The 12,261-nt window shown below is 63.8% G+C and carries 10 protein-coding genes; 5 read left to right on the top strand and 5 right to left on the bottom strand.

Features of this window, described 5'->3' with window-relative positions:
* Position 1 precedes the first annotated feature (1 nt).
* The 5 genes from livG to E4P82_RS09315 form a co-directional block, all read right to left on the bottom strand.
* Positions 2–808: a high-affinity branched-chain amino acid ABC transporter ATP-binding protein LivG gene (livG, locus tag E4P82_RS09335; protein WP_169248626.1), complete on the bottom strand. Its 807-nt coding sequence runs from the start codon at positions 806–808 to the stop codon at positions 2–4.
* Positions 805–2,079, bottom strand: coding sequence for a high-affinity branched-chain amino acid ABC transporter permease LivM (livM, locus tag E4P82_RS09330; protein ID WP_169248625.1), 1,275 nt, complete (start codon positions 2,077–2,079; stop codon positions 805–807). Before livM ends, livG begins: the two co-directional genes overlap by 4 nt.
* A gap of 3 nt (positions 2,080–2,082) precedes the next feature.
* Positions 2,083–3,012, bottom strand: a complete 930-nt coding sequence (gene livH / locus E4P82_RS09325) for a high-affinity branched-chain amino acid ABC transporter permease LivH (protein ID WP_169248624.1) — start codon at positions 3,010–3,012, stop codon at positions 2,083–2,085.
* A 67-nt stretch (positions 3,013–3,079) separates the two neighbouring features.
* Positions 3,080–4,204: a branched-chain amino acid ABC transporter substrate-binding protein gene (locus E4P82_RS09320; RefSeq protein ID WP_169248623.1), complete on the bottom strand. Its 1,125-nt coding sequence runs from the start codon at positions 4,202–4,204 to the stop codon at positions 3,080–3,082.
* A 223-nt stretch (positions 4,205–4,427) separates the two neighbouring features.
* Positions 4,428–5,291 carry a LysR family transcriptional regulator gene (locus E4P82_RS09315; protein ID WP_169248622.1) on the bottom strand — a complete coding sequence of 288 codons (864 nt, stop codon included), beginning with the start codon at positions 5,289–5,291 and terminating at the stop codon, positions 4,428–4,430.
* A 127-nt stretch (positions 5,292–5,418) separates the two neighbouring features.
* Here E4P82_RS09315 and leuC point away from each other — a divergent pair, with 127 nt between their 5' ends.
* The 5 genes from leuC to E4P82_RS22810 all read left to right on the top strand — a co-directional run bounded on the left by leuC (position 5,419) and on the right by E4P82_RS22810 (position 12,231).
* Complete coding sequence (leuC, locus tag E4P82_RS09310; RefSeq protein ID WP_169248621.1) at positions 5,419–6,822, top strand: 3-isopropylmalate dehydratase large subunit; 1,404 nt, start codon at positions 5,419–5,421, stop codon at positions 6,820–6,822.
* An 11-nt stretch (positions 6,823–6,833) separates the two neighbouring features.
* A complete protein-coding gene (gene leuD / locus E4P82_RS09305) occupies positions 6,834–7,472 on the top strand; it encodes a 3-isopropylmalate dehydratase small subunit (RefSeq protein WP_169248620.1) in 639 nt (212 codons plus the stop codon).
* Between the two features lie 24 nt (positions 7,473–7,496).
* On the top strand, positions 7,497–8,576 hold the full coding sequence (gene leuB / locus E4P82_RS09300) for a 3-isopropylmalate dehydrogenase (RefSeq protein ID WP_169248619.1): 1,080 nt from the start codon (positions 7,497–7,499) through the stop codon (positions 8,574–8,576).
* Positions 8,577–8,667: 91 nt separating this feature from the next.
* Entirely contained in the window at positions 8,668–9,780 is a 1,113-nt protein-coding gene (asd, locus tag E4P82_RS09295) for an aspartate-semialdehyde dehydrogenase (RefSeq protein ID WP_169248654.1), read from the top strand.
* A 207-nt stretch (positions 9,781–9,987) separates the two neighbouring features.
* On the top strand, positions 9,988–12,231 hold the full coding sequence (locus E4P82_RS22810) for a FimV/HubP family polar landmark protein (protein WP_169248618.1): 2,244 nt from the start codon (positions 9,988–9,990) through the stop codon (positions 12,229–12,231).
* Positions 12,232–12,261: the final 30 nt, after the last annotated feature.

The following is a 12,261-nucleotide window of genomic DNA, read 5'->3' as shown; positions in this document are numbered from 1 at the left end:
GTCACTCTTCCCCCAAATACGCCTTGATCACCCGCGGATCGCCGCGGATTTCATCCGGCGTACCGGTGGCGATGGGCCGACCGTACTCCATGACCAGAATGTCGTCGGAAATGCCCATGACCAGACTCATGTCGTGCTCGATCAGCAGCACCGCCACCCCGTGCTCGGCGCGCAGATTGTTGATGAGCAGGTCCAGGTCGCGGGTTTCCTGCGGGTTAAGGCCGGCGGCCGGTTCGTCCAGCATCAACAGCTTGGGGTGGGTGATCATGCAGCGGGCGATCTCCAGCCGGCGCTGCTGACCGTAGGCGAGGTTGCCGGCCTCGCGGTTGGCGACCTGAAGCAGTCCGACCTTGTCCAGCCAGAACGCCGCTCGCTCCAGCGCCTCGGTCTCGGCGCGACGGTATTTGGGCGTCTTGAACAGGCCCGGCAACAGCCGCGTTTCCAACTGGGTGTGCTGCGAGACCAGCAGATTTTCGACCACGGTCATGGTCTTGAACAGCCGCACGTTTTGGAAGGTGCGCACCAGCCCCAACCGGGCGATGCGATGGCTGCTCAGGCGATGGATCGGCTGGCCATCGAGAGTCACGCTGCCGCTGGTCGGACGATAGAAGCCGCCGACACAGTTGAACACCGTGGTCTTCCCCGCGCCGTTGGGACCGATGATGGCGAAAATCTGGTCGCGGCGGACGTCGAAATTCACATTGTCCACCGCCAGCAGGCCACCGAAACGCATGCTGAGATCGCGAACTTCCAGCAGCGGGGACGCAGCCGGTTCGGCGGTGGGGGCCTGGTCGGGAGCGCGGTTCATGGCGTCGGCTCCGCGCGCTCCGGCAGTTCCAGCCGCGGCCGGGTAGCGGGCACCAATCCTTGCGGGCGCCAGATCATCATCAGCACCATCACCAGGCCGAAGGCCAGCATCCGGTATTCGTTGAACTCGCGCGCCAGTTCCGGCAGAGCGGTAATCGCGATGGCCGCCAGCATGACACCAAGTTGCGAGCCCATTCCGCCCAACACCACGATCGCCAGCACCATGGCCGACTCGATGAAGGTGAAAGACTCGGGATTGATGTAGCCCTGACGGGCGGCGAAGAAAGCGCCAGCGAGACCAGCGAACGCCGCACTCAGCGTCAGCGCCGACAGCTTGATCACGGTCGGGTTCAGGCCCAGCGAGCGGCAGGCAATCTCATCCTCGCGCAGCGCCTCCCAGGCCCGGCCCAGCGGCATGCGCTGCAAGCGATTAATGACAAACAGGATCAACACCACCAGTGCCAACCCCAGCAGGTACAGAAAAATCACCGCATGTTCGCCGCTGTAGTCGATACCGAAAAATTCGTGGAAGGTGGCATTGCCTTCGCTGGCCCGGCGGCCGAACTCCAATCCAAACAAGGTCGGACGGGGAATGTTGCCGATGCCGTCCGGGCCTCCGGTCAGGACATTCAGATTATTGAGCAGCAGGCGGGTAATCTCGCCGAAACCGAGGGTAACGATGGCCAGATAATCGCCGCGCAACCGCAATACCGGCAAGCCGAGCAGAAACCCGGTCAGCGCCGCCAGCACTCCGGCGACCGGCAGGCTGAGCCAGAACGACAGTCCGTAATGCTGGGCCAGCAGGGCATAGGTATAGGCGCCGACCGCATAGAACGCCGCATAGCCCAGCACCAGCAACCCGGCGAAGCCGACCACGATATTCAGCCCCAGCCCCAGCATGACGTAGATCAGCGCCAGCGTCACGACGTCCACCGCGCCGCGCGAGGCGGTAAACGGCCAGATGACGGCGGCGATCAGCAATAACATCCACAGTAGCGTCCGGTAGCGCGGCTGCTGGCGCGTACGCCGCAAAACATCGGCAAGGGGATTGCGCCAAGCGGCCGGCGGGCGTGCCCGCGCCCAGGCGGCGCGCAGCGGTCCCTGGAACAAGCGCAACAGAAATACGATGACGACCGCGACGACGACCGGCGTCGGGGTGCGATCCAGCGAAACATCAATGCCGTCCACATGGATACGCAGACCGAAAATCGGCACGGCCAGCACGGCGGTCAACATCGCCGCCAGCAGAGCTTCAGGCAGGGCGCGGCGCATGGCTCACACCTTCTCCACATCCGGGCGGCCCAACAAACCGCTGGGCCGCACCAGGAGCACCCCGATCAGCAGGGCGAACGCCACCACATCCTTATATTCGGTTCGCAGGTAAGCCGAGGCGAAACTTTCGGCTAGCCCGAGCACCACCCCGCCCAGCATCGCCCCCGGAATACTGCCGATGCCACCCAGCACCGCCGCGGTAAACGCCTTCAGGCCGGCGATAAACCCGATGAAGGGATTGACCAAGCCGTAATACATGGAAACCAGCACGCCCGCCACCGCCGCCAGCGCCGCGCCCAACACGAACGTCAGGGCGATCACTCGGTCGGTATCGATACCCAGCAGGTTAGCCATGGCCCGATCCTGGGAACAGGCCCGGCAGGCCCGACCCATCCGCGAGCGGGAGATGAATAGAGTCAGTACCGTCATCGACACGACGGTGATCAGCGCGATCAGCACCTGCATGTAAGACAAATAGACCTGGAACCCGTCTTCGGGCCCGAAGCGCCAACCACCGACCAACACCGGCTGCATCGACACGTCGCGGGCGCCCTGGCCAAGCTGCACGTAGTTTTGCAGAAAGATCGACACGCCGATGGCCGAGATCAGCGGCACCAGCCGGGGACTGCCACGCAATGGACGGTAGGCCAGCCGCTCCACGGCCCAGCCGTAGGAACCGGTCACCAGGATACTGACCGCCAGGGTCGCCAGTAGAATCAGCGAGATGCTATCCACACCGAACAAGCTCAGCACGGTGATGACCAACAAGCCGACATAGGCGCCGATCATGTAAATCTCGCCGTGGGCGAAGTTGATCATGCCGATAATGCCGTACACCATGGTGTAGCCGATGGCGATCAGCGCGTAGATGCTGCCCAGAGTCAGGCCGTTGATCGTCTGCTGAATGAATTCGAGGAGGGGGGAACCGGACATGAGCGCCGTATCTGGGGTGGTGAGGCAGGGGGGATAGGAGGCGGGTGTTTTCCCACCTCCCTGAACTCTATTGCTTGACCGGCGTCTTGGTGGCGTCGGCGTGCCACTCGAAGATCACGAACTCGAATTCCTTCAGATCGCCGTTTTCCTTGAAGGCCACCTTGCCGATCGGCGTCGGGAAGCTGTGCTTGCGGATGTAGTCGGCCAGCTTGACCGGGTCCTCGGTTTTAGCGCCCTGAATGGCATCGACAATGATCTGCACCGCCGAATAGGACGGCATGACGAACGGGCCAGAGGGATCCTGACCCTTATCCTTGAAAGCCTTGACCAGACTGGCGTTGGCGGGATCGGTGCTGAAATCGGCGGGCAGGGTCACCAACAGCCCTTCCGAAGCCGGCCCGGCGATGGCGCTGATGTCTTTGTTGCCCACGCCTTCCGGCCCCATGTACTTGGCGTCGAAGCCCTGTTCGCGCGACTGACGCAACAGCAGGCCCAGTTCCGGGTGATAGCCACCGTAGTAGACGAAGTCCACTCCTTCCTTCTTCATCTTAGTGATCAGAGCCGAAAAGTCGGTCTGGCCTTTGCTGACGCCTTCGAACAACACCGGTTTGATACCGGCGGCCTTGACGGTCTTGTCGACTTCCTTGGCGATACCTTCGCCGTACTGCTGCTTGTCGTGGAGAATCGCCAGCTTCTTCGGCTTGATCGTGGTGGCGATGTATTTTCCAGCGGTCGGCCCCTGCTGATCGTCGGTGCCGATAGTGCGGAACACCATCTGGTAGCCCTGTTGAGTGATCGCCGGATTGGTGGCCGCCGGGGTGATCATCAGGATGCCTTCTTCCTCGTACAGCTTGGAGGCGGGCTGGGTGGAACCGGAACACAGATGGCCAACCACGTATTTGATCTTATCGTTGACGATCTGGTTGGCGACGGCGACCGCCTGCTTGGGTTCGCACACGTCATCCATGATCACCGCTTCCAGCTTCTTGCCATCGACGCCACCCTTGGCGTTGATCTGCTCGACCGCCATCTGGGCGCCCATCATCTGCATGTCGCCATACTGGGCGACCGGGCCGGTGGTGGGACCGGCCACGGCGATCTTCACGGTATCGGCGGCGTGCGCCACCCCGCCCAAAACCAGAACGACCGCGCCGACGGCGGCACCGAGAACATTACGGCTGAAGGTGTTCATCAAGCGACTCCTCTCCTCGTGATGATGGCTTCAATGGGTTCGACTGAATCCGCCACGGATGGGCGTTTGTATTTAACCGTTTAAAGAATTAACTAAATTCCCAGAGAGAACAAGCCGGCATGGAAAAATCGACGCCGGGAACGGCGAAAAGATACCAGGGTATCCAGCGCGAAAGTCCAAGCCGCGCGACCCTCGCGCAAACCCTTCCTTCCCGCCGCTGGCATCACTCCCGCAAAGTGTCCAGGATCGCCCGGGCGGCGTTCGACAAAGTGCGGCCCGTGTGCCGCACCACCCCCAAGGCGCGCTCCAGCCGCAGCCCGTCCACGCTCAATTCGACCAGATCCGCATCGCGCATGGTGCGTGGCAATATGCTCCAACCCAGCCCAACCGCCACCATCATTTTTATGGTTTCCAGATAGTTGGTGGAAAATGCCACCAGCGGCGTCACTCCCAGCCGTGCCAGACCCTCCTCGATGATCCGCCGGGTGAAGGTCGCCTCGCTTGGCAGGATGGCGGGATATTGGCTCAAGCTTTCCGGCGTGACGGTGGCCGGTTCCGCCAGCGGGTGCGCGGGCGAAGCGATCGCAATCAACGGGTCCGGCCAAAGCGGCAGCACTTCCAGCGGCGGTTCGAGCCGTGGCGGCAGGGTGATGACCGCCAGATCCACCTCGCCGCGCAGCACCGCCGCGCCGGCCAGCTCCGAATCCATGAACCGCATGTCCAGGCGCACCTGTGGATAGCGGCTGGAAAAGATCCGTAAGACCGGTGGCAAACGATGCAGGCCGATGTGATGGCTGGTGGCGAGGGTCAGCGGCCCGGTGACGACTCCCGACAGATTGCGCAGTGCCCGTCTGGTGTCGTCCAGCTCGGCCAGGATGCGCAATGCCCGCGGCAGCAGCACGCCGCCGGCCTCGGTCAGCCGCACTGCCCGGCCCAGCCGGTCGAACAGCCGCGTATCCAGTTCCGCTTCCAAAGCCGCCAACCGCTTGCTGACCGCCGGTTGGGTCAGGTGCAACCGCCCGGCGGCCAGCGAAAAGGACCCGCTGTCGGCAATGGTGACGAACGCTTGCAAGCCGGCGATATCCATGGAGATGGGTGTTGTTCTGGCGATGGTAATGGATGCTTTTATTTTATATGAATTATGAAAAATATGAATTTGTGTTATCCGTCAACGCGCCTTAAGCTGAACGATATCTTGAGGCAGGAGATAAGGCATGGCCGGCAAGACCCTTTACGACAAGCTCTGGGACACTCACTTGGTACGGACCGATTCCGGCGGCACGGCGCTGCTCTACATCGATCGCCATCTGGTGCACGAGGTCACCTCGCCGCAGGCGTTCGAGGGCCTGCAACTGACCGGCCGCCGGCCGTGGCGCCTGGAATCGATGGTGGCCATGCCCGATCACAACACCCCGACCGATCCCGGATTCACCACCATCGCCGACCCGGTGTCCCGCTTGCAGGTCGAAACCCTGGACGTCAACGCCCGAGAGCATGGCCTGCGCTACTTTCCCATTGGCGACGTCCGTCGCGGCATCGTTCATGTGGTCGGACCGGAGCAGGGTGCCACCTTGCCGGGCATGACCGTGGTCTGTGGCGACTCGCACACCTCGACCCACGGTGCGTTCGGCGCGCTGGCCTTCGGCATCGGCACCTCCGAGGTCGAACATGTGATGGCCACCCAGTGCCTGATCCAGAAAAAATCCAGAGCGATGCTGGTGCGAGTGGACGGGCGGACCCGGCCGGGCGTAACCGCTAAGGATATCGTGTTGGCGATCATCGGCCGGATCGGCACCGCCGGCGGCACCGGTTACGCCATCGAATTCGGCGGCGACGCCATCCGGGCGCTGAGCATGGAGGGACGGATGACGGTCTGCAACATGGCCATCGAGGCTGGGGCCCGCGCCGGCATGATCGCGGTGGACGACACCACGCTCGCCTACATCAAGGATCGGCCGTTCGCGCCCCAAGGCGAAGAGTGGGATCGGGCGGTCACGGCCTGGCGCGAGCTGCACAGCGATCCCAACGCCGAATTCGACCAGGTGGTGACGCTGGACGCGACGACGATCCCGCCGCAAGTGACCTGGGGAACCTCGCCGGAAATGGTGGCGGCGGTGGGGGGACGCATTCCCGATCCCGCCCAGGAAGCCGACCCGGTCAAGCGCGACGGCATGGAACGGGCATTGCGTTACATGGGCTTGCGGCCAAACATGCCGATCACTTCGATCAAACTGGATCGGGTGTTCATCGGCTCCTGCACCAACGGCCGCATCGAGGATCTGCGCGCGGCGGCGGCGGTGATCAAGGGCCGCAAGGTCGCGCCAAACATCAAGCAGGCGCTGGTGGTGCCGGGTTCCGGCTTGGTGAAACAGCAGGCCGAGGCCGAGGGGCTGGATCGGGTGTTCAGCGCCGCCGGCTTCGAGTGGCGCGAGCCGGGCTGTTCGATGTGCCTGGCGATGAATGCCGATCGCTTGCTGCCCGGCGAACACTGCGCCTCGACCTCCAACCGCAACTTCGAGGGACGGCAGGGACAGGGCGGGCGCACCCACCTGGTCAGCCCGGCGATGGCGGCGGCGGCGGCGCTGGCCGGCCATTTCGTGGACGCACGGATATTCTGAGGAAGATAGCGATGCAAGCCTTTAACCGACTCGACGGTCTGGTGGTCCCCTTGGACCGCGCCAACGTGGACACCGACGCCATCATTCCCAAGCAGTTTCTGAAATCGATCAAGCGCACCGGTTTCGGCCCCCATCTGTTCGACGAATGGCGCTATCTGGATCACGGCGAACCGGGCATGGATTGCGCGCGGCGCCCGCCGAACCCGGAATTCAACCTGAACCAGTCGCGCTACCAGGGCGCGAGCATCCTGCTGGCGCGGGAAAATTTCGGCTGCGGCTCCTCGCGCGAGCACGCGGTCTGGGCGCTGGACGAGTTCGGTATTCGTTGCGTGATCGCGCCCAGCTTCGCCGACATTTTTTTCACCAACAGCTTCAAGTCGGGCTTGCTGCCGTTGCGGTTGCCGGTCGAGACGGTCGACCGCTTGTTCAAGGCGGTCATGGCGCAACCCGGTTATCGGCTGACTGTGGATCTGCTGGCGCAGACCGTGCTCACCCCTCAGGGCGCGGTGCTCGGTTTCCAGATCGATCCCTTTCGCAAGGAATGTCTGCTCAATGGCTGGGACGACATCGAGCTGACCCTGCGCCACGCCGACGAAATCCGTGCCTACGAGGCGCGGCGGCGCCAACAGGCGCCCTGGCTGTTTTCCTGAACTCCGCGGAGGGAGCGAACGCGCATGACCCATAAGATCCTTGTCCTGCCCGGCGACGGCATCGGCCCGGAAATCGTCGCCGAAGCGGCGAAAGTATTGGAATGCCTGCGCCAGGAACACGGTCTGGATGTGGTGCTGGAATACGGCCTGCTCGGTGGTTGCGCGGTGGACGAGCTCGGCGAGCCGTATCCCGAGGCCACTCGTCGCCAGGCGCGCGAGGCCGACGCCATCCTGCTCGGCGCGGTCGGCGGCCCCCGATGGGAGCGGATCGAGCGACCGTTGCGCCCGGAGCGCGGCCTGCTGGCGATCCGCGCCGACCTGGAACTGTTCGCCAACCTGCGCCCGGCGCTGCTCTACCCGCAACTAGCGTCGGCGTCGGCGCTCAAGCCGGAAATCGTCGCCGGACTGGATATCCTGATCGTGCGCGAGTTGAACGGCGATATCTACTTCGGTCAGCCGCGCGGCATCCGTACCCTGGACAGCGGCGAGCGCGAAGGTTTCAACACCATGCGTTACAGCGAGCCGGAGATCGAGCGTATCACCCGAGTCGCGTTCGAAGCGGCCCGCAAGCGTCACCGCAAGCTGTGCTCGGTGGACAAGGCCAACGTGCTGGAAGCCTCCGAATTGTGGCGCGAAGTCACTGGACGGGTGGCTGGGGATTATCCGGACGTGGAGTTGTCGCATATGTACGTGGATAACGCCGCCATGCAACTGGTCCGCACACCCAAGCAATTCGACGTGATCGTGACCGGCAACCTGTTTGGCGATATCTTATCGGATTGCGCCGCCATGCTGACCGGTTCGATCGGCATGCTGCCATCGGCCTCGCTGGATCGCCAGGGCAAGGGGTTGTACGAACCGATTCATGGTTCCGCGCCCGATATCGCCGGCAAGGGCCTGGCCAATCCACTGGCCACCATCCTGTCGGCGGCCATGTTGCTGCGCTATAGCCTGAACCAGCCGCAACTGGCCGGACGGATTGAGGACGCTGTTGGCCGGGTACTGGATCAGGGTCTGCGCACGCTGGACATCACCACGTCCGGCATGACCCCGGTCGGCACTCAGGCGATGGGCGACGCGGTGGTGGCGGCGCTGATGGAGTAAAAAGGCGCGGATCAAGGATGCGATCTTTTCCGGCGGGGATTCCTCGCTTTTGGCAACTGTTTGGCGATGATCTACTCAAGGTACGGCGATGATGAAGCGAGTGGGTTTGGTCGGCTGGCGCGGCATGGTGGGTTCCGTGCTGATGGATCGGATGATGGCGGAAAACGATTTTGCCCTGATCGATCCGGTGTTTTTCACCACGTCCAATGTGGGCGGCCAGGGGCCGGCCATCGGCAAGGATACTCCGGCGCTGAAAGACGCGCGATCCATCGCCGACTTGCAGGCGCTGGATGTCATCGTCACCTGCCAGGGCGGCGATTACACCAATGAGATTTACCCGCGACTGCGCGCCGCCGGCTGGCAAGGCTACTGGATCGACGCCGCCTCGGCGCTGCGGATGCAGGACGACGCGGTCATCATTCTCGACCCGGTCAACCGCGAAGTGATCGAGAGCGCGTTGGCGCGCGGCGCGAAGGACTACATCGGCGGCAACTGCACGGTCAGCCTGATGCTGATGGGGCTGGGCGGGCTGTTCGCGCACGGCTTGGTGGAGTGGGCGAGCATCATGACCTATCAGGCCGCTTCCGGCGCCGGTGCCCAGAACATGCGTGAGTTGATCCAACAGATGGGCGCCGTGCATGCCGCCGTGGCCGACCGGCTGGAGCAGCCGGCCTCGGCGATTCTGGAAATCGACCGCATCGTGGCCGACACGCTGCGGTCAAGCGCTTTCCCGACCACCAGCTTCGGCGTACCACTGGCCGGCAGCCTGATCCCCTGGATCGACAAACAGCTCGATAACGGCCAAAGCCGCGAGGAATGGAAGGGGCAGGCCGAAACCAACAAAATCCTGGGACGCACGGACCATCCCATCCCCATCGACGGCCTTTGCGTGCGAGTCGGGGCGATGCGCTGCCATAGTCAGGCGCTGACCATCAAACTGACTCGGGATGTCCCTCTGGACGAACTGATCGAGATGATCGGCGCCGCCAACGATTGGGTGCGGGTAGTGCCGAACGAGCGCGAGCTGTCCATGCGTGAGCTGACTCCCGCCGCCGTCACCGGTGCCCTGGCCGTGCCGGTCGGCCGGCTGCGCAAGCTCAACATGGGATCCCGGTATCTGGGTGCTTTCACTTGCGGCGATCAGTTGTTGTGGGGGGCGGCCGAACCGTTGCGCCGCATGCTGCGCATCCTGCTGGAAGCGTGATTTCTCCCCATCGATCGTTTTCCGCCCGCGTGCCGGTTCTCGAAACTACATCCAAATCGCGGAAATCCTCTGCATTAAGGAGTATCTTTAAGGGGAAGCTTCGAGAGATCTCGAAGCGGGAAGGCCGCCGGCTCGATGCGCCGGTGGCGACATCCAAGCCAATCCCGCCGGCACCGCGACGCTCCGGCGGCGGAATGGAGACAGTCCATGCCGACCAGGATATTAATCCGACTATCCCTTTTGGCCGGGCTGGTAGCACCGTTGTGCGCCTTTGCCCTGGGTGTCGGCCCTCTTGAGGTACGCTCGGCGCTCAATCAGAACTTCGAAGCCGAAATCCCCCTGATCAGCAGCAACCCCGTCGAATTGATCGGCCTGACCGCCCAGGTCCCGCGCCAACAGGAGTTCGACTGGGCGGGGGTCGAGCGCTATGAATTTCTATCGAAGCTGCGCTTCTCGGTTCAGGCGCCGCCCGGCGGTCCGAACGTTCTCAAGATCACCTCGATCGAGCCACTCCGCGAACCCAACTTTACCTTGCTACTGGAACTGGCGTGGCCACGCGGCCGGTTGCTACGGGCCTTTCCAGTCCAACTTGATCCGGCACTGTATGCCAACCGTCGGTTGCCGCCGCCACCGCCGCCACCGGTCATGGCGCCACCACCGGTCGCGGCCGATCCCACCGCCGCTGCCTCACCGGTTCCGGGGCTGCCGCCGGCCCCACCGGTCAGCTTCGAGGGGGCGACGTCTTACGGGCCAGTCAAATCCGGTGAAACGCTGATGGGGATTGCCAGCCAGGTTCGCCCCTCGACCACCATCAAGCTGCCGGAAATGATGGCGATCCTGGTGGCTGGCAATTCGGAAGCATTCGTCAACGGTAACCCGAATGTCCTGCGAGCGGGTTCCGTGCTCAAGGTGCCGACTCCGCAGGCGCTGGGCGTGCAGGGCGGACCCACGCCACCCGTTCCGAATGTGGCCGCAGCGGCACCCACCGAGTCCGCCCCAACCCAACCGCAACCACCGATCGAGCCGCAACCGGTCGAGCCGCAACCGGTCGAGCCGACCGCGCAACCGGCGGCCATCTCGCCACCGGAGCCGGCTCCGCCGCTTGCCACGATACCGCCGCCCGTGGAGCCTCAACCGTTACCGGTGCCGGCCGAACCGTTGCGGGAGATCATTCCTCAAACCAGTATCCCTCAAACGGAGGGAGAGACGTTACCAGCGCCGGCCGGCGCCACGTCCGAGGTGCAACCGGCCGCGCAGCCGGAACCCCCACCTCCCGTGGCCCAACCGGAACCGGCGCTCGTCCGGCCGCCGCCGGTGGCCAAACCACCGGTGGTGCAACCGGAGGAAAGCGAATTCAGTTGGCTGGCCAACCCAGTGGTCTGGATCGCCCTCGCCATGATCGTGCTGGCGGTGGCCGCAGTGGTGCTACTGCCGCTGTTGCGGCGTCCCGCCAAGCCGAAACAGCCGCCGATTCAACCACCGGAAGCGATCGCCGAGCCGCAGCCCGCGCCGGAGGAATCTTCCGCGCCGACGACTCGCACCCAGATCCGCGAATCTCGTTCCGTTCGGCCGAGGCCCGCCGTCGCCAGTTCGGCGGTCCCCCCGGCCCCGACCCCGACCGAGACTGAGACCATGCCGGCAGCATCCAAACCCGCCGTACCTAAACCGGCGGCAACGCCACCCAAACCCATTGATGAACTGCTCAAGGACATCGATTTCGGGCTGGGGGACCCGCCGGTGGGCGGAAAAGACGCTGCCTCGACGCAGAAACTGGAAACACCGCGCTTGCCGGATACGGAGCCTCCCACGGCTTCGGTAACCCGCACCGCCACCAATCCATTCCTGTCGGCGGAACTGGCGTCGGACAAGGCGCCTGCTCAATCCCCCCAGGCAGACCTGCCTTCCGAACTGCGGCTGGACAACTTGGATTTCGACTTTGGCGACCTGGGGTTGGAAAATACCGCGCGGTCGAAAACCGACTTGCCGCCATTGGAACTGAGGCCGACCGAATCGGGCGCAACAGTCAACCCGCCGCAGGCACCCGGCGTGTTCGATCTGGTGAGTGAGCCAACGGCGCGGCCGCCGGCAACGCCTCTCCAGATCGAACCGCTGTCCATGCCGCCACCCTCCCGGAAATTCGAATTCACCGACATCACCCAGGAACTGGAGCAGCCCGGCGCACCCATCGAACCGCTGAAGCTGGACGAGGAGTTGCGGGGGATCGACGACGGATCGCTCGATCTTGGCAAGATGGGGGCTGACAGCGTGTCAACCCCCGGCGGCAATCGGGAAACAGTCGCCGATTACGTGGAAACCAAACTGGATTTGGCCACGGCCTATCTGGACATGGGCGATCAGGTGGGAGCACGCAGCCTGCTGGAGGAGGCACTACAAGAGGGCACCGCCTCCCAACAGCAACAAGCCAGGGAATTGCTCAAGAAATTGGGTTGACGTCCCGCCTTGGCGTTATCGGAACCCCCT

The organism is Candidatus Competibacter phosphatis (assembly GCF_012939995.1).
In the GTDB taxonomy this organism is placed as follows: domain Bacteria; phylum Pseudomonadota; class Gammaproteobacteria; order Competibacterales; family Competibacteraceae; genus Competibacter; species Competibacter phosphatis.
Note: the sequence above shows the minus strand (reverse complement) of the source record. Positions and strands in the feature narration are given on the sequence as shown.

Bases quoted from the DNA above. Each gene is read 5' to 3' on its own strand.
- E4P82_RS22810 (WP_169248618.1), top strand. From the start codon at position 9,988: ATGCCGACCAGGATATTAATCCGACTATCCCTTTTGGCCGGGCTGGTA.
- leuC (WP_169248621.1), top strand. From the start codon at position 5,419: ATGGCCGGCAAGACCCTTTACGACAAGCTCTGGGACACTCACTTGGTA.
- leuD (WP_169248620.1), top strand. From the start codon at position 6,834: ATGCAAGCCTTTAACCGACTCGACGGTCTGGTGGTCCCCTTGGACCGC.
- leuB (WP_169248619.1), top strand. From the start codon at position 7,497: ATGACCCATAAGATCCTTGTCCTGCCCGGCGACGGCATCGGCCCGGAA.
- livM (WP_169248625.1), bottom strand. From the start codon at position 2,079: ATGCGCCGCGCCCTGCCTGAAGCTCTGCTGGCGGCGATGTTGACCGCC.
- asd (WP_169248654.1), top strand. From the start codon at position 8,668: ATGAAGCGAGTGGGTTTGGTCGGCTGGCGCGGCATGGTGGGTTCCGTG.
- E4P82_RS09315 (WP_169248622.1), bottom strand. From the start codon at position 5,291: ATGGATATCGCCGGCTTGCAAGCGTTCGTCACCATTGCCGACAGCGGG.
- livH (WP_169248624.1), bottom strand. From the start codon at position 3,012: ATGTCCGGTTCCCCCCTCCTCGAATTCATTCAGCAGACGATCAACGGC.
- livG (WP_169248626.1), bottom strand. From the start codon at position 808: ATGAACCGCGCTCCCGACCAGGCCCCCACCGCCGAACCGGCTGCGTCC.
- E4P82_RS09320 (WP_169248623.1), bottom strand. From the start codon at position 4,204: ATGAACACCTTCAGCCGTAATGTTCTCGGTGCCGCCGTCGGCGCGGTC.